At 42.8% G+C, this 23,678-nt stretch carries 18 protein-coding genes; 12 read left to right on the forward strand and 6 right to left on the reverse strand.

All coding sequences use genetic code 11. From position 1 onward, the window contains the following. Positions 1-66: 66 nt before the first annotated feature. Both G563_RS37135 and mce read right to left on the reverse strand, forming a co-directional pair. Positions 67-729: a lysoplasmalogenase gene (locus tag G563_RS37135; protein ID WP_051211080.1), complete on the reverse strand. Its 663-nt coding sequence runs from the start codon at positions 727-729 to the stop codon at positions 67-69. Between the two features lie 24 nt (positions 730-753). Further along, positions 754-1,158 (reverse strand): methylmalonyl-CoA epimerase, encoded by a 405-nt coding sequence (gene mce / locus G563_RS0119255; protein ID WP_028666736.1) that lies wholly within the window; start codon positions 1,156-1,158, stop codon positions 754-756. Between the two features lie 272 nt (positions 1,159-1,430). Here mce and G563_RS0119260 point away from each other — a divergent pair, with 272 nt between their 5' ends. Together G563_RS0119260 and G563_RS0119265 are read left to right on the forward strand one after the other, a co-directional pair. Next, positions 1,431-2,315, forward strand: a complete 885-nt coding sequence (locus tag G563_RS0119260; RefSeq protein WP_028666737.1) for an inositol oxygenase family protein — start codon at positions 1,431-1,433, stop codon at positions 2,313-2,315. A gap of 73 nt (positions 2,316-2,388) precedes the next feature. Then, positions 2,389-3,426 (forward strand): LacI family DNA-binding transcriptional regulator, encoded by a 1,038-nt coding sequence (locus G563_RS0119265; protein WP_028666738.1) that lies wholly within the window; start codon positions 2,389-2,391, stop codon positions 3,424-3,426. Here G563_RS0119265 and G563_RS0119270 read toward each other — a convergent pair. Beyond that, entirely contained in the window at positions 3,398-4,309 is a 912-nt protein-coding gene (locus G563_RS0119270; RefSeq protein WP_028666739.1) for a sterol desaturase family protein, read from the reverse strand. The two genes, G563_RS0119265 and G563_RS0119270, sit on opposite strands and share 29 nt — an antisense overlap. A 115-nt stretch (positions 4,310-4,424) precedes the next feature. Here G563_RS0119270 and purE point away from each other — a divergent pair, with 115 nt between their 5' ends. Continuing rightward, positions 4,425-4,913: a 5-(carboxyamino)imidazole ribonucleotide mutase gene (gene purE, locus G563_RS0119275; RefSeq protein WP_028666740.1), complete on the forward strand. Its 489-nt coding sequence runs from the start codon at positions 4,425-4,427 to the stop codon at positions 4,911-4,913. 96 nt (positions 4,914-5,009) lie between these two features. Then, a complete protein-coding gene (locus tag G563_RS0119280; protein WP_028666741.1) occupies positions 5,010-5,720 on the forward strand; it encodes a LysM peptidoglycan-binding domain-containing protein in 711 nt (236 codons plus the stop codon). Between the two features lie 71 nt (positions 5,721-5,791). Here the strand turns inward: G563_RS0119280 and G563_RS0119285 are convergent, their stop codons facing one another. Further along, positions 5,792-6,610: a UDP-2,3-diacylglucosamine diphosphatase gene (locus G563_RS0119285; RefSeq protein ID WP_028666742.1), complete on the reverse strand. Its 819-nt coding sequence runs from the start codon at positions 6,608-6,610 to the stop codon at positions 5,792-5,794. Positions 6,611-6,796: 186 nt separating this feature from the next. On the opposite strand from G563_RS0119285, the gene G563_RS0119290 reads away from it, so the two are divergent. After that, positions 6,797-7,429: an acetyltransferase gene (locus G563_RS0119290; RefSeq protein WP_028666743.1), complete on the forward strand. Its 633-nt coding sequence runs from the start codon at positions 6,797-6,799 to the stop codon at positions 7,427-7,429. 97 nt (positions 7,430-7,526) lie between these two features. Here G563_RS0119290 and recF read toward each other — a convergent pair whose 3' ends face one another. Then, a complete protein-coding gene (gene recF, locus G563_RS0119295; protein ID WP_028666744.1) occupies positions 7,527-8,621 on the reverse strand; it encodes a DNA replication/repair protein RecF in 1,095 nt (364 codons plus the stop codon). 128 nt (positions 8,622-8,749) lie between these two features. Between recF and pdhA the strand changes: the two genes are divergently transcribed. Further along, positions 8,750-9,769 (forward strand): pyruvate dehydrogenase (acetyl-transferring) E1 component subunit alpha, encoded by a 1,020-nt coding sequence (gene pdhA, locus G563_RS0119300; protein ID WP_028666745.1) that lies wholly within the window; start codon positions 8,750-8,752, stop codon positions 9,767-9,769. Between the two features lie 77 nt (positions 9,770-9,846). Beyond that, the gene (locus tag G563_RS0119305; protein WP_028666746.1) at positions 9,847-10,578 is read left to right on the forward strand and encodes an MlaE family ABC transporter permease; all 732 of its coding nucleotides are present in this window, start codon (positions 9,847-9,849) and stop codon (positions 10,576-10,578) included. A gap of 86 nt (positions 10,579-10,664) precedes the next feature. Here G563_RS0119305 and G563_RS0119310 read toward each other — a convergent pair whose 3' ends face one another. Then, complete coding sequence (locus tag G563_RS0119310; protein WP_037327535.1) at positions 10,665-11,894, reverse strand: ROK family transcriptional regulator; 1,230 nt, start codon at positions 11,892-11,894, stop codon at positions 10,665-10,667. Positions 11,895-12,131: 237 nt separating this feature from the next. Between G563_RS0119310 and G563_RS0119315 the strand changes: the two genes are divergently transcribed. The 5 genes from G563_RS0119315 (at position 12,132) to G563_RS0119335 (ending at position 23,655) form a co-directional block, all read left to right on the forward strand. Then, positions 12,132-15,470, forward strand: coding sequence for a SusC/RagA family TonB-linked outer membrane protein (locus tag G563_RS0119315; RefSeq protein WP_028666748.1), 3,339 nt, complete (start codon positions 12,132-12,134; stop codon positions 15,468-15,470). A gap of 53 nt (positions 15,471-15,523) precedes the next feature. Continuing rightward, positions 15,524-17,218, forward strand: a complete 1,695-nt coding sequence (locus G563_RS0119320) for a SusD/RagB family nutrient-binding outer membrane lipoprotein (protein ID WP_028666749.1) — start codon at positions 15,524-15,526, stop codon at positions 17,216-17,218. Positions 17,219-17,531: 313 nt separating this feature from the next. Continuing rightward, complete coding sequence (locus tag G563_RS0119325; protein ID WP_051211081.1) at positions 17,532-18,854, forward strand: c-type cytochrome; 1,323 nt, start codon at positions 17,532-17,534, stop codon at positions 18,852-18,854. Between the two features lie 17 nt (positions 18,855-18,871). Next, positions 18,872-22,321: a VCBS repeat-containing protein gene (locus G563_RS35315; RefSeq protein ID WP_084650913.1), complete on the forward strand. Its 3,450-nt coding sequence runs from the start codon at positions 18,872-18,874 to the stop codon at positions 22,319-22,321. An 8-nt stretch (positions 22,322-22,329) separates the two neighbouring features. Further along, the gene (locus G563_RS0119335) at positions 22,330-23,655 is read left to right on the forward strand and encodes a vanadium-dependent haloperoxidase (RefSeq protein WP_028666751.1); all 1,326 of its coding nucleotides are present in this window, start codon (positions 22,330-22,332) and stop codon (positions 23,653-23,655) included. The last annotated feature ends 23 nt before the right edge of the window (positions 23,656-23,678 follow it).

Below are 23,678 nucleotides of genomic sequence, written 5' to 3' on the forward strand. Positions count from 1 at the left end.
TGCGTCGGAGACGCAATACCTCTTTTGCCCCAAATCATAATTTGGGGCAAGCTGTACGTCACGATTTTATTTCTTAGAAATGCCCCACACTATCAACCACTGCGCTGCCGCATAGGTACTCATCACAAACAAAGTAGACGCTTCAAAAGGAGACAAAAATTTGTTGAGGGCAATGCCTGAGTCAGATAAAATAAACAATACCGCCCCCACTAAAACCCAATTAAAACTGGTAGAAGAGACTGACTTAAATCGAAAAGCGGCTGCTACTCCCATACTACACAAACAAATAGAATAAGCTACTACGGGTATCCACAATCCCTGATTGTTAGGCGTATCCGTAATAGGAGAATGTAAAATCATCAAAAATATAAATCCATAAAGCGCAAAAGGAATAACGAGTTTCCACCAATTGACCTTTAAATACTGCTTACCTGCGGAGGAAAGAGTCTTCTGAAAAGCTATGATATAAAAAACCTGCATGACAAGAAAAGAACCCAAACCCGCCATAAACATGTTTTGTCCCCCAAACATCAAAAAAACGTCACCTCCTAAACCAAACCACATTCCTATCCACAGCCACGGGTGAGTCTTCAAATAATCGCGGGTCCAAAACAACAACGAAAGCATAATAAGCGGCTTAAATACATACACACCCTCTCTGAACCCTGCATAACTACAGATAATCTCGATGATGACAATAGCTACATAAATAATAAGTTGGAGCGACATGAGGAGCTAGCTGTAAGGAGTCCGTTATTTCTTTTCTTGGCAGAGTTCTATGAGTACGCCATTGGTACCTTTGGGATGCAAAAAGCAAACTAGCTTATTATCAGCGCCTTGTTTGGGAGTTTCATTAAGAAGGATAAAACCTTCATCTTTAAGTCGTTGCATTTCACTTACAATATCGTTTACTTCAAAAGCGACATGATGAATCCCCTCTCCTTTTTTCTCAATAAACTTCGCAATAGGACTATCAGGATTGGTTGCTTCCAGAAGCTCAATTTTTGTTTGATTAATCTTAAAAAAAGAAGTCATCACTCCCTCCGTCTCTACGGCTTCATGCTTGTAGGGAGCCACATTAAAAAGTTTGGAAAACAAATCGTCGGAAGCGGAAATACTCTTGACGGCAATCCCTAAATGTTCGACATTGGTAAACATATTCTGATAGTTGGTGATTGAAAAAAATTATTTGTAAAAGACTGGAAAAGGCAAAGTCTCATCAATGATTTCTAAAAACTACTACTGGTATATCCTATACTTCTGTAGCTCGCCCAAATAACATCTTTATTGTGGAGACATTCTAATATTTTTTTTCAAACGTTTGCATTAGTTTTTCTTATTTCTGGCTTTATTTCTTCAAATATTAATAATGTATATTTGCTCAGTCACAAACATCTATATCAAGATATAACTTACTCTAACATACTCAAATGAGCACCACCTCTTATAGTAATGCCGAAATTGCACCCTTAGCAAGTTTAGATGACTGGGAAGATGACCTTTTGAAGCGTTATCCAGACCCTGATAGCATAGCCCAAGCCAAAGCCAAAGAAGAATTTCGTAACTACGACCAACCTGGCCGCGACACAGTTACGGAGTTTTATCGCCTCAATCACAAATACCAAACTTATGATTTTGTGATGGAAAAAGAACGGGAATTCTTAAAATTCGATAAAAAAGAAATGCCCGTATGGGATGCTTTCCAGTTCTTAAACACCCTTGTCGATGACTCAGATCCAGATATTGAGCTTGACCAGCTTCAGCACCTTCTCCAAACTTCAGAAGCTATCCGCGCCGATGGCCATCCTGATTGGTTTGTATTGACGGGCCTGCTACACGACATGGGCAAAGTGCTTTGTCTGTTTGGTGAGCCACAATGGGCGGTTGTGGGAGATACTTTCCCGGTAGGCTGCAAGCACTCTGATAGAATCGTTTATCCCGAATTTTTTGAAGCCAATCCAGATTCAAAAGATGAACGTTACAATACCCAATATGGTGTATATGAGCCTAATTGCGGCTTACGTAATGTACACATGTCGTGGGGCCATGACGAGTATCTTTATCAAATGGTAAAAGATTATTTGCCAGAGTCGGCGCTTTATATGATTCGCTATCACTCATTTTATGCACAGCACCGCGAGCAAGCCTACAATCACCTCATGGATGCTCACGACCACGAATACTTCAAATGGGTAAAATTGTTTAACCCTTACGACTTATATTCAAAAGCTCCCACTCCTCCCAACTGGAAAGAGCTTCGTCCTTATTACGAAGATTTGGCAGCGAAATACTTGCCTACTACCTTGAAATTCTAAAAATAAAGAGCGGCGACACCGCTCTTTATTTTTAATCACCAAATACTTAATTTAGGGCTTCTATTACAAGCTCATGAAAACGCCCCCAACCGACCGCCCCGTCACGATTAAAGACATTGCTCGTAAGTTTAAATGCTCTCCTTCAACGGTCTCTAGGGCATTAAACAATCACCCCCTTATCAATGAAGATACCCGCAAAAACCTACAAGAATACGCCCAAAAGGTAGGTTATCAGCGTAATTCGGTATCGCTTAGCTTACTCAACAAACGCACAGGTACGCTGGGTGTGATTGTCCCAACGCTCAATCATCAGCACGAAACCGCCATCATCGACGGGTTGCAGTCGATGCTACAGCCTCAAGGTTATTTGATGAATATCTGCGTCACCAATGAGAGTTATCTTCTGGAAAAAGAATACGTAGAAAAACTCCTAGCCAATCGAGTAGAAGGGATTTTTCTTTCAATTTCGCAAGAAACCTACGACTCAGGCCACTACGAGCACCTCGAAAGTATCATTCAGCGCAAAGTTCCGTTGATTTTTATCGACCGCGAATATGGAGGATTTGAAGCCAGTAGAGTCACCATTGACGACTATTACGGTGCATTTGCCGCCACCGAGCACTTAATCAAAATGGGCTGCCAACGAATTGCTCATTTAAAAGGTCCTCAAGGCTTGGCGGTGACGGAGCAACGATTCAATGGATATTTAGATTGTCTCAAAAAATATCAGCTCCCTATCAATGAAGACCTCATCGCCAACACCAATTTCAAAGTAGATAGCGCAGTCATTCCCACCCAACGTTTTATGGAACTCCCCTCTCCTCCAGATGGGATTTTTGGAGTCAACGACCAAGTAGCGATTGGAGCTATGTATGTAGTACGCGAGCAAGGGTTTGAAGTACCTAGGCAAGTAGCCATCGTCGGATTTGACGATTCTCCTATTTCGGCTTATATTTCGCCCCCACTTAGCACCGTCAGGCGCCCTGGCAAGCAGATTGGAGCAGAAGCATCTCGTATTTTTTTGGGAGAAATCAAAGATCGTACTTTAGCTTTTGAAAATCTGATACTACCCTCATCGCTCATCATCCGTGAATCATCTCTTCGGGCTTAAGCTTTGATTGCTTTTCAGCTTCTCTTAGCTGATTACTGGTCATCGTGCTACCATCATGCGACCATCCGGGAGGGCTAAATACATATTTGAGTTTGGTTTTCCAGTCTACTTTTTTTCCTAAATCTTTGAAGATAGCCTTCCACTCATGAAAAACTGTATTGACCAAACTAGTGTCTTCCAACGACTTGGTAAGACCATACCGTACGGGTTCGTCTTCTAACTCTTCTTGAAAAGTACCAAAAATACGATCCCAGATGATAAGACACATCCCCATGTTTTTGTCGAGATAGCGAGTATTGGAGGCATGGTGTACACGGTGGTGAGAAGGAGTCACAAATATATACCCTAACCAACCCAATTTCCCCAAGTAATTGGTATGTACAATGATGCCATAAGTCTGAGTAATAGAGTACATCAATACAATATCGGCGGGCTTGAATCCTACCAATACCAAAGGGATAAAATAAACAAACCGATACAAAGGTTGGAAAACTGAAGAACGAAAGCCGGTAGTTAAGTTGAAAAATTCGGAAGAATGATGGGTGACATGCACTGCCCAAAAAAATCTACAATAATGGTCTACCACGTGCAACAAGTAAAACACAAAATCTTCGGCCAAAAACAGCAATAACCAATAAGCATACACGTTGGTAATTTCGGTAAAATGGTATTGATAAAACCACGCCAAAACCACCACATACACCGCCCGAAAAGCAAGATCAATGCCTCCGTTGAAAAGCATCAAAAAGAAATTGGTGAAAGTATCTCTCCACGTATAAAAATGGCGATGCTGCCAATGACTCAAAAGTGCTTCCAATCCAATTAATATAGCATAAAAAGGCGTTGTTAATTGAATTATGGTTTGTTCTAATTCGTTAGTCATTAGAAAAATACTATTTTTGCATTGCAAAGTTAGTAAAAAACAAAATATATACGGTGCCAAACTTGACAAACTAGCCTAAACGCCGTATAATAGCACAAATCCCGATAGTACGAGTATGGTAGGAATCATCATGGGTAGTATTTCTGACCTAAAAGTCATGCAAGAAGCTGCCGACATTTTAAAAGAATTTGGAATCGATTACGAGATTGATATAGTTTCAGCCCACCGTACTCCCGAAAAGATGGTCGAATATGGCAAAAGCGCCCGTTTGAGAGGATTAAAGGTCATTATTGCTGGAGCAGGTGGCGCAGCTCATTTGCCCGGAATGGTGGCGTCACTCACGACCTTGCCCGTCATTGGCGTACCGGTCAAAAGTAGCAATTCTATTGATGGCTGGGATTCGGTATTGTCTATATTACAAATGCCCTCTGGTGTACCCGTAGCCACGGTAGCCCTCAATGGAGCACGCAACGCCGGTATTCTAGCCGCCCAAATCATTGGGTCGTCCGATGAGAAAGTAGCAGATACTTTATTTGCTTACAAAGAATCTCTCAAAGTCAAAGTCGAAGAAATGAGTGCGGAAGCCCAAAAATATCGGGCATAAATTTTTGTTTATTTCATTAAAACAATCTGAGTAATATCTTTATGAGAGAATAAGAATCTTACTCAACGCATCATTGTAAATTTCATTTAAAAGAAAATGTCAGAAAACGAAAATAGAAATCGTCGTCCCGAAGAATCTTCAAAATTGCCCTACCTCTCGTTAGGCGTATTAGTATTGATGATTGCAGGATTGTTGTACGTAGGTTATGAATATATCGCCGACGATGCCGCCGATGTTGATCAGTTACTCAACACACCACTTGATACCACAGGTCGGGAATTGCAGCCCATTCCTAACAACGATGGTCAGCTCGCTCAGCCTCCTGCTACTACCGAAGCATCAGAGGAAACTTCGTCCGAAACGCTACCTCCTCCTCCAAAAGAAGAAGAAATAGCTACCAAAACCCCACGACCTGATCTCGAAGAAGAAACCTCAAAACCTACTGAAACCAAACCGGTAGAAGAGCCCAAAAAAGTAGTAGTAGACCCAGGAGGGGTGGAAATTACCCATACGGTACAAGCAGGAGAGACTTTTTATGGTATTGCTAATCGCTATAATATCAAAAGCAATACCCTGAAGGGACTTAATCCTAGCATTCAAGATGAAAGCAAAGATGTAAAGTCGGGCGTAACGCGCATCAAAATACGCGTGCAAGCTATTCACACGGTAGGTCCCGGAGATATTTTACGCGTAGTAGCTGACAAATACGGCATCTCAGTGCAGCAGTTGATGGCTGCCAACAAAAAGACTAAAAATTTTGCCGAACGTGGTGAAAAGCTAATCATCCCATTTCCTGAAAAAAAATAGCTTTCATTACACCGCACGCTTTGAGCCTACGTTTGCATTAAGCGTAGGCTTTTTTTGCAAAACCTCAATTCTCAACTTACCTGAGCGAGTCTTTCTTTCCTCCCAAAAAACTCCGAAATCGTAGGCTCAGCTACTTCTTTTACTTCTTGTTCGTTGTAATACACCAAGTGCCATTCCCCTTCCTCATCTTCTACCAAGGCACTCAGCGATTCTACCCAATCACCAGAGTTCATATAAAGCAAGTCCCCAATTTGTCGAATTGCGGGCTGATGAATATGCCCACATATCACCCCGTCGCAGTTACGAGATTTGGCTAGCTCGGTCAGTTTTTCCTCAAAATCTGAGATATAGCTCACCGCCGCTTTTACGCGCTGCTTTACCACCTGCGACAATGAATAGTAGGACAACCCTCGCCAAGTACGATAGTGATTGTATAACTTATTGACCCACAACAAAAATGTATAACCCATATCCCCCAGATACGCTATCCATTTCATATTAGTAGTAATACTATCAAACACATCCCCATGCGTGACATAAAAACGCTTGTCTTTTGATTTGAGAACGTAATCTTTCCGAATCTGAAACTGTTTGCCTAATTTGAGAGGCATGATTTGATCCATAAAATCATCATGATTACCACGTAAATAAATTACTTTGGTATCATATTCGTCCATCATTTTCAATACTGTTTTGAAAAAAGCAGTATGCTTCTTTTTCCAAGCGCCATATTTCTTAAGCTGCCAGCCGTCGATGATGTCACCGTTCAGAATTAGCTTGCGACATTTATAGTGTTTGAGAAAATTGGTTACTTCTTTGGCCTTGGAACCGCCCGTCCCCAAGTGCAAATCTGAAATAACGATTGTCCGAAAATGTGTTGTGTTTTTCATGCTATCAAAAAAAATACATTTCTTTTACTTATTCATTTTCAAGGATTTATCGTTTTGCTAATTTTTAAAATAGCTAGTAATATTTTGATAACACTACCTATATCAGGAACTTTAGCGACCAAAACATCATTAAATATTTACTCAAAAGAGACATTCATGATAATGCCTCATAAATCTGATTATTGAATGGAAAATCCCGTATTAATTTTTGGTGCCACTGGCTTAGGCTTAGTCGCGTTAGATATTTTTCAAAGAAACAATGTAGTCGTCTATGGCCTTCTCGACGACAATACCTCTTTACACAATACCGAAATAGACCAATACCTCGTGTTAGGCAGTACCGATGACGACGGTTTTTTGAAGTTGATTGGAAAAAAATGTGAAGCTTTTGTGGCCGTTGAAGAGCGTTCTTTACGACGCAATCTGGTAGAGATGCTCAACGATCGCCGTCATATCATGCCCGTCAATGCCATTCATGACACAGCGGTTGTTTCGACTTTAGCGGAAATCGGGCATGGTAACCTTATTGCAGCCCGCGCCGTCGTCAATGTAAAAGCAAGCATTGGTCATCATAACCTCATTCAGTCGGGGGCTATAGTAGACCACGGAGCTACCATTGGAGATTATGTAAACATCGGCGCAGGAAGCGTCATTGGAAGCGGGGTCATCGTCGAAAACGACGCCTTCATTGGGGCAGGGGCAACCTTGATTGCAGGCGTTAAAATCGGGCAAGGTGCCAGCGTAGGTGCAGGGTCAGTAGTAGTCGAAAACGTACCTGCCGGCGGCAGGGTATTTGGCAATCCTGCGCAGAAGGTGTAGGATATTCTTATATAGATTGTTGTTATACAAAAAGCAGCTCTAAAAGGGTTGCTTTTTGTATTTTTATTGAAGTCCATTCAAAGTACTATTTCAACGACTAGTATCCTATTCTAAAAAACTTTACATCTATGCGCTTTCCTTTAAGAATATCCTCCGTCCGTTCAGGGCGGGCATCAGTCAAAAAAACTTGTCCAAAGGTATTGTCTTCTATCAGTTGGATAAGTTTCTGGATGCGTCGGTCATCCAATTTGTCAAAAATATCATCAAGTAGCAGCAAAGGCTTCATCTCTTTTTCGACCGCAATACAGTCAAATTGAGCCAATTTCAAGGCCAACACAAAAGACTTTTGCTGTCCTTGTGAACCAAACTTTCGCAGGGCGACGCCATCCATTTCAAACAAAAAATCGTCTTTATGAATACCCATCAGGGTACGTTGTAGCTGCAAATCCCGCTGCCGGTGCTGCCTAAACTTATCCCTAAAACTTAGGTCTTCGACTTCTGATTCATATTTAATTGTAATAGCTTCGCGGCTCTCCCCCAAAAACGCATAGTATCGCTGCACTAGCGGCTCAAACTCCACTAAAAACCGCTGACGGCGTTCATAAATACGATTGGCAAGCCCAACAAGTGCTTCATCATAGGTATCCAACAATACATCGTCAAATTGTTGTCGCTCCGCAAAAATTTTGAGAATGCTATTTCGCTGTGCAAGGGTTTTGTTATACTGTAATAAATCTTGCAAATAAAAAGAATCCAATTGGGACAATACCCCGTCAAAAAAACGGCGGCGCTCTTCGCTTCCCTCTCTAACGAGATCAGTGTCGTTTGGAGCTACTAATACGATAGGAAACTCCCCTATATGATCACTGATACGCTCATAGGTTTTTTTGTCTGAAAGTATTACTTTTCGCTGCCCACGCTGTAAACTACAGGTAATCTGAACTGTCTTGGCTCCTTTCTTAAAGATACCGTCTACCATCAAAAAATCGGCATGGTGCTGAATACTCAAAACATCCTGTACCTGAAAAGCGCTTTTGGTAAGTCCTAACCAATAAATCGCATCTAATAAATTGGTCTTACCGCTACCGTTTTCCCCTACGAAGCAATTGAGACGCGGAGAAAACTCAAAAGTCCCCTCTTCATAGTTCTTAAAAAACGACAATTGGAGTTTTTCTAGGTATAGCTGTGGCATTGATTGGTTTTATGCTTATTTTCGCGGGGCAAAGATAAAAACATTAGACTTTGGATAAGGGTCAATTATGAGAGAAAGAATGAATGCCCCTTCTCCGAAGCCCAACGTCACAAATCGAATTTAACACTATGGCAACCAAAACCAAAGCGGCACCAGCCAAAACTACTCACCCCAAAGAAAGATATATGTACTGGTATGAGTCTATGCTCCTTCAGCGTAAGTTTGAAGAAAAAGCAGGTCAACTCTACGGTCAACAAAAAATACGCGGATTTTGTCACCTTTATATTGGCCAAGAGGCTTGTTCTTCGGGGGGTGTCACTGCCCTCACCAAAGATGATAAATGGATTACGGCCTACCGCGACCACGGAATTCCGTTGGCATTGGGCACTGACCCCAAGGCAATCATGGCTGAGCTTTATGGAAAAGCGACCGGTACTACCAAAGGCAAAGGAGGCTCGATGCACATCTTCGACAAAGAAAGAAATTTTGTAGGAGGCCACGGTATTGTAGGAGCTCAAATTCCATTGGGTGCGGGAATTGCATTTGCAGAGAAGTACAACAAAACCAAAAACCTTTGTATTTGTCTTTTTGGCGACGGAGCTGTACGCCAAGGTGCCTTGCACGAGGCCTTCAACATGGCTATGACTTGGAAACTACCAGTCATTTTTGTGGTTGAAAACAATGGATACGCCATGGGTACTTCCGTAACTCGTACTTCCAACGTGACTGACCTCTACACCATAGGTGAAGCTTACGATATGCCTTCTGAGCCAGTAGATGGCATGGACGTAGAAGCTGTACATGAAGCCGTAAGCCGCGCCGCCGAACGCGCTCGCAACGGAGAAGGCCCTACGTTTTTGGAATTCAAAACCTACCGCTATAGAGGTCACTCAATGTCTGACCCCCAAAAATACCGTACAAAAGAAGAGGTAGAAGAATACAAAAGACGTGACCCTATTGAGACTATCAAAGAAAAAATCCTCACCAATGGTATTGCCACCGAAGAAGAAATCGCGGCAATCGACGCAAAGGTGAAACAACAAGTAGAAGAGTCTGTGAAGTTTGCAGAAGAATCTCCTTGGCCTGATGCTTCTGAGATTTATACAGATATATATTTACAAGAAGATTATCCTTTTATCAAGGATTAATTACATGCACTTGATATGTTAGGCGATAAGTGCAGCTTCGTCCAAGAGGCAGCGCTTATCGTCTAAATTTTTTTGCTATGAAAACGTTAGGAAATTATTTTATTTTTTTAGGCAACCTTTTCCGTAACCGTGAAAAGTTTAAAGTTTACGTAAAGTTAGTATTAGAAGAGTGCATTGAAATCGGTATCAACTCCGTTTTTATTGTCTCGATTGTTGCCACCTTCCTTGGAGCAGTGACTTGCGTACAAACTGCCGACAACCTCGTTAGCCCTTTTGTTCCTAACTACATTATTTCACTCATTGTACGTGATAGCAGCATTTTAGAATTTGCTCCTACGATTACGTGCGTAGTATTGTCGGGAAAAGTAGGCTCCCACATCGCTGGTGGGCTTGGCACAATGCGTATTACAGAGCAAATCGACGCACTCGAAGTAATGGGAATCAATTCGGTTTCGTATCTGGTACTTCCCAAAATAGTAGCGGCGATAGTGACTTTTCCAATGCTCGTTATTTTATCGGGCTTTCTTTCTATTTTAGGCGGGTATTTAGCGGGAGTGGCCACCAATGTCATCTCCCCCGAAGATTACGTCACTGGACTACGATACGATTTTCGCACATTCAACATTCCTTTTGCCCTTATCAAATCGGTTGTATTTGCATTTCTGATTACTTCTATCTCTTCTTTTAAAGGATACTTTACCAGAGGCGGTGCCTTAGAAGTAGGCCAAGCTTCCACTGCTGCGGTTACTAATAGCTGCATAGCAGTGCTGATTGCGGATTATCTATTGGCTCAACTTCTATTGCTTTAGCCCCTACCAAAATCAAAAGGCAGCTCTACAAAAGCCGCCTATCTTACTTATATGATATTACGTATCTTGGATGCTACCGTTTTAATTTAAGAAAAATCAATTACTTTTTCTACCACATAAGCCTGGGTACCAAGCCACTTGGCTTCCTGACCTAGCTGCGATATTACGACGCTAAGGTTGTTTCTAAAGTCTGTAAGACAATATTTGTTGATAGCCTGCTCAATGGGGTTGGTAATAAAGGCCCCCGCTTTGGCCACAATTCCATCTACGATGATAATTTCGGGATTGAAGAGATGAATCGCAATCGAGAGCCCTTTGCCCAGCTCCATCCCGATTTCATGAAGAATATCTATTGCAAACGAATCACCCTGCCAAGCAGCGTCAATGATCGTTTCGGCGTCGATTTTATCGGTCTCAATCACCGACAACCTAGAGATTCGTCCTTCACCTAGTCCTTTTTTGATACGTCTTATGAGAGAAGCCGCAGAAGTAATGGTATCCAAACACCCTACTTTGCCACAATGACATAGTTCTCCATTGGGTACTACTTGAATATGCCCAAGCTCTCCCGCAAAACCAGAAGCTCCCTGAAACACTTCCCCATTAAGAATTACTCCTAAGCCTACCCCCCAATCAATATAAATAGCCAATACGTGGTCTTTGCCTTGAGCTAGTCCAAAACGGTGCTCACCCAAAGTGGTAGCTTTGGTATCATTGATCACATACACTGGAAAACTGAAATGTTTCTCAAGCATTGTCCCAAAAGAATTCTCGCTTTGGTTGAGACTACGATAGGTAAAGTTAAAACCCTTACGAGTATCCACAAGGCCGGCTACGGCTACACCCATTGCCATAAAATCACTATACTTGATACCAGACTCTTTCAATACCTGCTCTGTGACGTCGATGAGGTGATTGAGAAACTGCGGAGAGTCTTCAAGCTTTAGATTAAAATCGCGCCGAAGTACTACCTCATTTTTGAGATTCATAATCAGCACTTTGGTATCGTGCGTACTTACATCTAATACAACTATGTAAAAGCGCTCGGTACTTAGGCTAAACAAGACTGGCTTACGTCCTTGTTTGGTGACGCCCGTTCCTACGGGTACAATCCACTTTTCTTCGACCATTTCTTCCACGATACTCGTGACCGAAGGCACACTGCTATGGATTACTCTCGCCATTTCGGCAATAGAGCATGTACCTGAACGATAAAGCTCAGTGAGAATACGACGTCGATGTTGACTTTTTTTATAATCAACTACTGACGTTTTAGGGAAAATATCGGCCTCAGACGATGTAGTGGAATCAAACATAATACTTCTATTAAGATTAATATACCAAATAAATACTTATGGTTGGATTCATAAATGTAATATTAATTTTTTTTACAAATGAATCTATTTTAAAAATATTTTTTTATTAAATTTCTTGTCCAACATTCATAATCTATTTATTATTGTAAAATAATTCTACAAGTTTTCCAAAAATTCGTTTCATCAACTATTTTTTTCTATTTTTTTTTACTAATCCTTATAAACAATCCATCATTTATGAAAAAAACGCTACTTGTGTGCATGTTGCTTTTGATTGGCTGTATATCAGCCTTTTCGCAGAGCAACCGTACCGTGACAGGTACTGTACGCGATGCTAAGAGCGAGCCAATTCCGGGCGTAAGTGTTATTGAAAAAGGCTCTCGCAATGGCGCCATTACCGATCAGTATGGCAACTTTAGAATCAACGTTGGTACCAATGCCACCTTGATTTTTTCCTATGTTGGCTTTTTGAAACAAGAAAAAGAGATAGGTAACAGTACTTCTTTGACAATAGTACTCGACGAAGACACAAAAACACTTAACGAAGTAGTTGTCACTGGTTTTGGGGTAAAACAAGAAACACGCAAGCTTGCCTATGCAGTGCAAGAAGTGAAAGGACAAGACCTTATTCGTGCCAACAACGCCAACGTCGTCAACTCCCTCCAAGGTAAAGTAGCTGGGGTACACATCGACCAAGGTACTGGTGGCCCAATGTCTTCTTCACGTATTCGTATCCGTGGTAATGCCTCTTTAGGCGGTAACACTCAGCCTCTTTTCGTGATTGACGGGGTATTGATTCGTCCAGGTACTTCTGGTGCTGACTCATGGGGAGCGGCCCAAGATATGGGTAACATCATGAAAAACATCAACTCTGATAACATCGAGTCGATGACCGTTTTGAAAGGTTCTGGTGCAAGCGCATTGTATGGGTCAGAAGCCTTGAATGGGGTAATCGTGATTCAAACCAAAAAAGGACGTGTTCAAAAAGGACTTGGGGTTACTTACAACCACACTTCTTCTTTTGAAAAAGCATACCGTTTCCTTGATCTTCAAAACCAATTTGGTGCTGGTATCAACCCTACCTTCCCCAAAGGTGCTGACGGAGTGGATGAAATCGATCGCGTAGGTGGTGCATGGAGCTACTCTTATGGCCCTCGTATGCAAGGTCAAATGGTACGTGACTTAGACGGACGGATGGTACCATACGTTGCCAACAATCCGCTTGATTTCTTCCAAACTGGTAAATATACCAACCACAACGTGGCCATTGAAGGAGGTACCGAAACTACTACTTTCCGGGCGGCTTATTCTCGCCTCGACAATAGCACTATCATGCCTTCAGGAACAGAGCTAAGTCGTAACAACTTCAACTTGAGAGCCACTCAAAAGATTGGTAAAATCTTTACGTTGGATGCAACCGTCGACTATACTGACAACAATCTAACGAACCCTGCTCGTCAAGGAGGTAACTTCAATCCTGTGTTCCGTCTTGTATTTGGACGTCCACGTAGCTTTGATATCAATTATTGGGCTAACAATTACGTGGATCCTACTGCGGGTGGTCGTCGCCAAGGTGTCAATGACCCCTACAACATTACTTCTTTCTTCTGGGAAACATTTGAGAGAGATGAGCTTCAAAACGAGAAAGTATTCCGTACCAATATCGACCTTAATGCCAACCTTGCTCCTTGGTTAAATCTTTTGGTACGTGGAAACGTACAAAACCAATTGATCAAAGCAGAAACCAAAAACCGTGGAGACGGCCCTCGTTTCTCTGGTAACGATTTTTATCAAACACGTACACAAGATGACTCGCAGTATCGCTTGCAAGCAGTGTTGAGTGCGAACCGTAACATTGGAGACAATTTCCAATTTAACGTTGCTGCTGGTGCTGAGACCAACCGTCTACTGGGTGGTCGTAACTATCGTACTTGGACGGAAGGTGGACTTCGTTTACCTGAAATTTACTCACTTGCCAACGCCCGTACTCGTGTCGAAATTGCCACTAGCCCTATCGCAGCGAAACGTACTGATGCAGTATACTTGTATGGAGACTTGACTTTCAAAGATTATTTGACTTTCAACTTCAGTAATCGTATGGACTTCTCATCTACCCTGACTTATGCCGACGGTAGCGGAGATTATTCATACTACTATCCTTCAGTAGGTCTTTCTTATATCGTAACTGAGAGCCTCAAAAACTTGCCCACTTGGTTGAGCTTTGGTAAGCTTCGTGCTAGCCTTGGCTATACTGGTGCTGACACTGACCCATGGTCTCTTAACCGTACTGGTATTTATAATCCAAGTGGTGTTTATAACTTCCCTACAGGATCCGTACAACGCTCAGGTTTCCGCGACAACACTCTTCCTAACTATGCGCTTCGCAACCGTCTAGCGCGTGAGTGGGAACTAGGATTTGATGCTCGTTTCTTCAACAACCGAATTGGTATCGACTTCACGGTATATAACAAACTTACTACCAACGAAATCTTGAGTATCCCTGTAACTTCAGAAGCGGGTGTAAGCAGCCGTATCATCAATGCTGGTAAAATCCAAAACAAAGGGATTGAGTTGATGATTACTGCTACTCCTATCAAATCTAAGGATGTACGTTGGAATACTTCTTTGAATATCACTCGCAACCGCAACAAAATCCTTGAACTCACCGAAGGAGTTAATAGCTATCAATTAGACTTAGCTTTTGGTGCTGATATGGCCTCAGTAGCTCGCGTAGGTAAAGATTACGGAACTATCGTTACGTCTTATGCTTTTGCTACCTATCAAAGAAAAGATGCTAGCGGAAATCCTGTGGCTCACCCTGCCAATGGACAACGTGTAATTGGCTCAGTGAGTGGCGGCTCGGGAGGTTATCTTGGTTTTATGCGTAGTGGTGCTTATGGCCAAGGTGAAAAAGAAATCGGTAGTATCATGGAAAAAATGTTGTTGAGCAACGTTAACAACGTTTCTTACAAAAATTTCAATTTGACGCTCCAAGTTGACTCAAAAATCGGCGGTATGATGGCTTCAGCTACCCACCAATACGGTTCACAATCTGGAAACTTTGCACGTAGCTTGTTTGGTCGTAACAAAGAACTCGGTGGTGTAGAATTTACGGATGCTCAAGGTGTACGCCGTGATGACGGTATCATTCCAGAAGGTGTACTAGCTGATGGTTTCAAGGTAACTAAGGATGGCCAAACCATCGACTTAGGGGGTATGAGCTACGCAGAAGCCGTACAAAAAGGATACCTTACTCCTATCCCTGCTCGTAACTACTACGAAAACCTTACACAGTGGTCATCAGGTATTCGCGAATACTCTACTTTCGAAAACTCTTGGGTATCGCTTCGTGAAATCTCAGTTGGTTATGATGTACCTGCCAAATTTGTTAACAAAATCAAGTTCCAATCACTCCGCGTAAGTGTAGTAGGTCGTAACTTGGGCTATTTGTACCGTACTGCACCTGATGGTATCAACCCTGAAGGTTTGAAGTCTAACCGCCCAGGTGAATTTGCCGAATACGGCGGCTTGCCATTCTCTCGTAATATTGGTGTAACACTTAACGCAGGTTTCTAATTCTCAGCCTTTAGTTGCTGATTTTTCAAAACATTTTTTAAAGACAGATAATTATGAAATGGTCATATAAAACAATCCTTGGTTTGTTGGTAGCGGGATTTGTGAGTACCTCTTGCGATAAGCAAAGCTTTGTAGACATCAACAAAGACCCTGATGCACTCTCAACCGTACCGCCAGAGAACCAATTACTCAACGCAACTATCAGCTTACACTCGCAAGATTTCGAGGCATATTATGATACTTATCGCCGTATCATGCCTTGGATGCAATATAATACAGGTCCTAACGGTAACGAACTAGCTTTTACGTCCAACGTCGATAATTTTTCGCAACGCTACGGTCGTTTCTATAACGGTGTTGGAAATGTACTCTATGACTTAGAAAAGCTTGTAGAGCGTCTTCCAGAAGCCGAGCAACCTAGATATGTGCACATGATTCGTATGGCCCGTGTTTTGCGTTCTTATTATGCTTTTTATGTGAGTGACATCTATGGTAGCATTCCTTATTCGGATGCATTCCTTGCTCGCTATGGTGGAACCCTCACGCCTAAATATGACACCCAACAAGAGCTTTTCAACAAGTTGGATGCTGATTTGAAAGAGGCTGTTACTGTCCTCAAAACTACCCAATCAGTAGCTCAAATCAACCCTGCTGCTTACGATCAGTATTATGCAGGAAGTGCTACCAAATGGGTTAAAGCTGCCAATGCACTCCGTTTGAAAATCGCAACTCGCCTCATCAAACGTGATGCTGCGAAGGCCCGTACAATCGCTCAAGAAGTATTGGCTACTCCAGCCGACTTGATGACCTCAAACGCTGACGGATGGGTATTTGTAGGTCGTTTTGATTTTACAAGCGGTGGAAACTGGAACCCTGATGGTTTTAGAGCTTCTAAACCTTTGGTTGACTTCATGTGGAATACCAAAGACCCACGTTTGGATGCGTTCTTTACGCCTAACCGCTATTCACAAACAAACATCGATGCGTTGATTGCCGCTGGTCAATTGCCGGCTGGTACGAAAGAAAACGCTCGTCGCTATGTGGGTAGCTTTACTAGCCCTGACGAAGCGCAAACAGCAACTAATCGCCGCGCTTTCTATACTCCTCGTACTGTTACGGTAGCAGGTCAGCAAGTATCGGTTGATACCCTTTCAAATATTCAACCTCGCTTGTTCCAGCCAGCCTTCAACAGCGGCAATGGTGTAGGAGATGGTCTTTCTTATTTGCCTGTAATTACTTACGCTGACTTTTGCTTCATGCGTGCAGAGTTGGCGGCTCGCACTATCACTACTGAGTCTGCTAAAGATTGGTACGAAGCAGGGGTAAGATCTTCTATCACTTGGTTTGATGAGGTAGCCAAAGGAAGTAAAATTGAAAACTATACTGCTCTTACAGCCGGTGAAATCGATGCTTACTTGGCTCGCCCAGAAGTAGCTTTCAATTCGGCTAAAGCCATCGAACAAATCGCTAGCCAAGCTTATATCAATTATTTCAACAAAGTAAATGAAGGCTGGGCTGTATGGAAAAGAACAGGTTTCCCCAATTCGACATCTGTTTTGGCTTTGCCTGATATGCGCTCAAATGGGGCTGTATTGGGCCTTCCACGCCGCGCACCACTCGGCTTATTGAACACAACTGACCCTAACTATACCAACAAGAAAAGCGCTTATGATGCCATGGCAGCCATCACAGGATGGGGCCGCGACCCTCAAGATGCTACTGGCCGCGTATGGTGGGATCAACAATAATCTTAAACGTTAGAGTTGAACTTTGGTAAGTAGTCGAAATTCCGAGATAGCTTTATCTCGGAATTTTTTTCTTTCAATTCACTTTTAACTATTATACAAAGAAATCTCCGCAGAAAAATCTATTATATCATTACTAGCGCATTTTGTATCTTTAATATTATTCTATTTTCGCAGCTACTTAGCCTTAGGCACTAAGTTTTAAGCAGTAGGCATTTTTTGCGATGCTTTTAGGCAATCACCGCCGAGACTCGTTAAGTATGCAAAACCTTTTTTAATAAAAACTACTTTTACTATGCGATTTTGGAAGTCAAACATGTATAGTTCTTTTTATAAAGTCTTACTAATAAGTCTTTCTGGTTTATCTTCTTTTGCTCAAAAAATCACTTTTTATCAAGATATACAACCCATATTTCATGCCAATTGCGCGGGTTGTCATCGTCCGGGAGAAGCTGCACCTTTCAACCTGATTACTTATGAAGACATCAGCAAACGTTCGGACTTCATCAAAAAAGTAATCACATCTGGCTATATGCCCCCTTGGCGTGCCAATGACAACTACACTCATTTTGCCAACAAAAGACAATTGAGTGATTCCCAAATTCAGACCATTGTGGCATGGATAGACACCGATATGCCCAAAGGGAAAATCAACCTCGATGCCGAGAAAAAGCTCCTCGACCGCACTGATGCAGGTACTGCTTATCATCGCAAGCCTGATTTGACCCTCAAAATGGATAAGGCTTATCTTCAAAAAGGTGATGGAGAAGAACGTTTTATGGTATTTAAAATTCCCTTTGAGCTCCCTACCGAAGCCAATGTAGAAGCAGTGGAATTTGTATCAAACAACAAAAAAATCATACATCATGCCAACTACGCCATCCACCCGGTGGAAGACCCTACCATAGATCTTCATAATACAGTCTCCCAAATAAACCTTGGCACTGACGAAAAATACACTTACGACCAATGGCTCCCCTACAAAAAGAAAATGGTGTACTATGGCGGCTGGATTCCGGGGTCGTCTTATGAATCCTATCCAGCGGGAGTAGGCTGGAAAATGCCTCGTCGTGGGGTAATTCTGCTTACGATTCATTTCGGACCATCGGGCAAAGACGCAGAAAGTTTTAACGGAGTCAATTTCTTCTTCAAAACCGAACCTATCAAGCGTACCGTCAAAGTGATTAGTTTAGGCTCGGGGGGCATCGGCCAAAAAGACATCGACCCACCCCTTATGATTTTTGCCAACGACAAATCTACGCATCATCTTCAAGTGACCAATCGCAACGAAGATATTTCACTGCTTTACATTTGGCCACATATGCACCAAATCGGAGCCGAATTTAAAGCCTACGCCATGAATCTTTCGAGAGATACCATTCCGCTTGTACATATCCCTAATTGGGATTTTAGATGGCAAGAACTTTATCGTTATCAACAGCCCGTCATTCTCAAACGTGGTACAGTTATCCATATCGACGGCACCTACGACAATACCGCCGAAAACCCCGCTAACCCTTTTAAACCGCCAAAGCTTGTGCTTTCAAATGGCGATATGCGAAGCGACCAAGAAATGCTCACGTTGCTTCTAGTATATGTACCTTATGAAGAGGGGGACGAAAATAAAACTTGGGAATAAACATCTTATTGGCAATTATGACTGGATTCAATCGATATTTACTCAGCTCTGTTGGAATAGTTTTCTTGCTATCTCTCAAGCTTTTACCTTCCGATTTGTCGCCTGATTGGAAATTTGTACCTGCGCCAGTTGATGCTCCTACGCAGCAGCCTCAAAATTCACTACCACTTTTTAAACTCCTCTCTCCTACTCATACAGGCGTTAATTTTATCAATACCATTACAGAAAATGACTCTCTCCACATTTTCAAATACGAATACCTTTACAATGGCAATGGGGTAGGTGTAGGCGATTTTAACAATGATGGTCTACCAGATTTGTTTTTTTCGGGCAATACAGTCACGCATAAACTTTACCTCAACCGCAAAAACCTCCAATTTGAAGATGTTACGTCAGCAGCAGGTGTGGCTGGCAATGGTACTTGGGGCACTGGCGTGAGTGTAGTGGACATAAATGGAGATGGGCTGCTTGACATTTACGTCTGTCATTCGGGCAAGTTTCCTGCCGAAAAACTCGTCAATGAGCTTTTTATCAATCAAGGTTTACAAAATGGTGTACCTGTATTCAAAGAAAGTGCGCGCGAATTGGGCTTAGACCTACCCGGAACTCAAAGCACCCAAGCCGCTTTTTTGGATTATGACCTTGACGGTGATTTGGATGTGTTTGTACTCAACCATTCCAACCATACTTACAACCCCCTGCTCAATACCCGTACTACTCGCTCTACTCCTGACATGCGTTTTGGCAATCGTTTGCTAAAAAATGAAGACGGTAAGTTTGTGGATGTGACTTTGAAAGCGGGGATTATCAACAATCCCCTCAATTTTGGACTCGGGGTAGTCGTCTCGGATCTCAATCACGATGGCTGGCCCGATATTTACTCTACCAGCGATTATACCGAGCAAGACTGCCTTTATCTAAACCAAAAAGATGACACCTTCAAAGAGTCGTTAAGAAGTAGCATGGCACACATTTCCAAATTTTCGATGGGGGTCGATATAGCCGATTACAACAACGACCTGCTCCCCGATGTACTTACGCTTGATATGCTTCCCGAAGATAATCAACGCCAGAAAATGCTCAAAGGGCCCGATGAATATGACCAATACAAACTCCTGATAGACAGCGGTTATTATCACCAAAATATGCGTAATATGCTCCAGTTGAACCTTGGGAATAAGCCAAAAGGAGTAGATGAAAATCAGGCAAAAACCACTCCGGCGTTTTCAGAAATAGGCCAACTAGCCGGCATTTCTAATACCGACTGGAGTTGGGCAGGTCTCTTAGCCGATTTTGACAACGACGGCTGGAAAGATCTGTTTGTGTCCAATGGCTACTTACGCGATTTTACCGATATGGATTTCATGAAATATACCGTTGCCGAAGCCAAGCTCAATTATGCTTCACGGGGTATTCTTGATTTCCAAACCTACGATTTAGTCAAAAAAATGCCTTCCAACCGCCTCGTCAATTATGTATATCATAACAATCGTGATTTAACATTTTCTAAAAAAAACCAAGAATGGGGTATCACCAATCCATCGGTTTCGACGGCAGCCGCTTACGCTGATTTTGACGGAGACGGCGATTTGGATTTGGTGGTTTGTAACCAAAATGAAGCGGTTTCAATTTATCAAAATCAAAACGAAACCCAACAACAAAAAAACAATTTCCTCAAAATCAAGCTTATAGGTACAGAGCGTAACACGATGGCCTTGGGGGCGAAAGTCGTCATCGAAACGGCTGAAGGTAAACAATACCAAGAAATGTATCCCATAAGAGGCTACCAAGCTTCGGTAGAGCCTTTACTTTGTTTTGGGTTAGGAACTCACTCAGCGGCTAAGTCAATAGCCGTGTATTGGCCCAATGGCAAACGCTCTTTTTTGCAAAATGTACCTGCTAATCAATCCATTGAAATAACCCAACAATCAACCACCGAAGCTTCTGCGTTGACGATTTCGCCTAACCAAGGAATTTTTACAGAACTAAATGCGGACAATGTACTTCCTTTCAAACATATTGAAAACGACTTTATTGATTTCAAAGTAGAGGTGCTTATTCCTTATCAACTTTCGCGTTTGGGCCCTGCCTTAGCTAAAGGGGACGTCAATGGCGACGGCTTGGAAGACATCTTCTTGGGAGGGGCGGTAGAACGAATGGGTGAGCTGTGGCTACAGCGTTCCGACGGGAATTTTCAACGTAGTCCTCAGCAAGCATGGAAACCCGACGCAGCAAGCGAAGATGTCAATGCCTTGTTTTTTGATGCCGATGGCGACCAAGACCTTGACCTATACGTAGTGAGTGGTGGCAACGAATACGAATCTGGCTCTCCCGAATACCAAGACCGCCTCTATCTCAACGACGGTAAAGGGAATTTTCAGCGGGCAAGCGCCGCACTCCCAGCCATGAACGATAGCAAAATGGCAGTAACAGCAGCCGATTTTGACCAAGACGGTGACCTTGACCTTTTTGTGGGTGGACGCGGAAAAGCTGGCTTCTTTCCATTGCCTTCGGTTAGCTTTTTATTAAGAAATGATACCAAAAAAGGCAGTAATGTTCCTGTATTTACGGATATTACGGACCAAATAGTCCCTTCTTTACGTCTCATTGGAATGGTGCAGAGTGCTATCTGGAGCGACCTCAACAATGACAAATATCCAGAGTTGATAATAGCAGGAGATTGGATGCCTGTCTGTATTTTTCAGAATAAAAATGGTAAGTTTACTGAAATCTCTTCCCAAAGCGGACTAGCCAATACCGAAGGAATGTGGGCATCTCTCTTGGCTACCGATATTGATAATGACGGCGACATAGACATCATAGCTGGCAACGCCGGACTCAACAATCAGTTTAAAGCCTCTGACAAAGAACCCATGAGTATCGTCACCGCCGATATCAACGACGACGGTGTCATTGATCCTATCTGGAGCTATTTTATCCAAGGCAAAAGCTACCCTGCCGCTTCCCGCGATGAGTTGCTGGATCAAGTGACTCCATTACGGAAAAAATTCAATCGTTATCACCTTTACGCCAATGCTACCATAGAAGATATTTATTCTTCCAAACAACTTTCCTCTGCCAAAGCCGTGAAATGTCGGCAATTGGCATCGGGTGTTTTTATCAATGACAAAGGGAAATTTACCTTCAAAGCCTTCCCCATAGAAGCACAGTTTTCGCGGATTAGCAGTATTTTGTACGAAGATTTTGACCACGACAATCACAAAGATTTGTTATTCATCGGCAATTTTCACCCTTATCGCGTACAAATGGGGCCTTGCGATGCTAGTTTTGGTCTTCTGATGAAAGGCAACGGCCAAGGCCACTTTCTCCCTTTACTACCTACCCAAAGTGGTCTTTGGGCCAATGGAGATACCCGCTATGCCACTTTTATCAAAACAGCCAAGGGTTCGCAAAGGCTAATAATTGGTCAGAATAACGACAAGCTAAAGATTTTTGAAATTAAGTGATATTTCCTATGCTTACCCTACATTGGCCTAAAGCCCTATTGATATTGTTGATAGCTTGTTTTTGCCTTTCCCACCTCAAGGCACAAGATACCGCTTTCGAAACTGCTACTTTTCACCAAGCACATTTACACCTTACAGATGTAATTGTGACGGATATTCTCAGCCCACCAGTAGCCTCACGGGTATATATGTACGCCCATGTGGCGGCTTACGAAGCCCTCGTAGCAACTACTCCTTCGGCAGGCTACCTATCACTGGCTGGTCAAATTCGGCAGCTTTCTGCCGTGCCTGTTCCTCCCAAAACTCTTAACCCAGCAATAGCCTCGCTCGAAGCATTTTTGGTCACGGGCCGTAGTATGATTTTTTCAGAACAAATGTTTGATGAAAAAGTCGCTAAAATCTGGCTAAGTTTCCAACAGAAAGGGTACAATAGTGCTATCGTAGAAGCGTCCCGCGCCTATGGCCGCCAAGTCGCCGAGCATATTTTGGCTTGGAGTTCGCAAGACAATTACAAAGCCACCCGTGCCATGCGTCGCTATGCCCCTATCAAACGTGCAGGGGCGTGGTTGCCTACCCCTCCGGGTTATATGGCTGCTATTGAACCTTATTGGAACCGCATCCGAACACTCGTACTCGATTCGGCGGCTCAATTCAAACCCCTACCCAATCCCCCTTTCAATACGCAGCCTAGCAGTGATTTTTATAAATTGGCCAAAGAAGTGCAACAAACGGGAATAAATTTAACACCCGAACAAACCCTCATTGCTAACTTTTGGGATTGTAACCCCTTCTTTCTCAACACCCAAGGCCACCTTAATTTTGGCACAAAAAAGCTTTCTCCGGGCGGACATTGGTTGTCTATCGCGGGACAAGTAGCTACCCAAAAGCAGGCCGATATGCTCAAAAGTAGCGCCGCCTATACACTTACTTCGATCGCTTTATTTGAAGGTTTTGTCAGTTGTTGGGACGAAAAATACCGTTCTAATGTCATTCGCCCTGAGACTTATATCAACGCCTACATCGACGAAAAATGGCGGCCTTTACTCCAAACACCGCCTTTTCCCGAATATACGAGCGGTCACAGTGTCATTTCGTCGGCGGTAGCTGTTGTACTAACATCATGGTTTGGAGATAATATCGCGTTTTTGGATGCGACCGAAGTCCCTTATGGCCTTCCCAAGCGTCAGTTTCAATCATTCAATCAAGCAGCCGAAGAAGCGGCCATTAGTCGCTTATACGGTGGCATTCACTATCGCCCCGCTATCGAAAATGGTCAAAAACAAGGCCAACAAATCGGGGAATATATACTAAAGAAATTGAGGATAAGGAAATGAAGAGGAATATGAGCTAAGGTTTC

The sequence above is a fragment of the Runella zeae DSM 19591 genome (genome assembly GCF_000423565.1).
In the GTDB taxonomy this organism is placed as follows: domain Bacteria; phylum Bacteroidota; class Bacteroidia; order Cytophagales; family Spirosomataceae; genus Runella; species Runella zeae.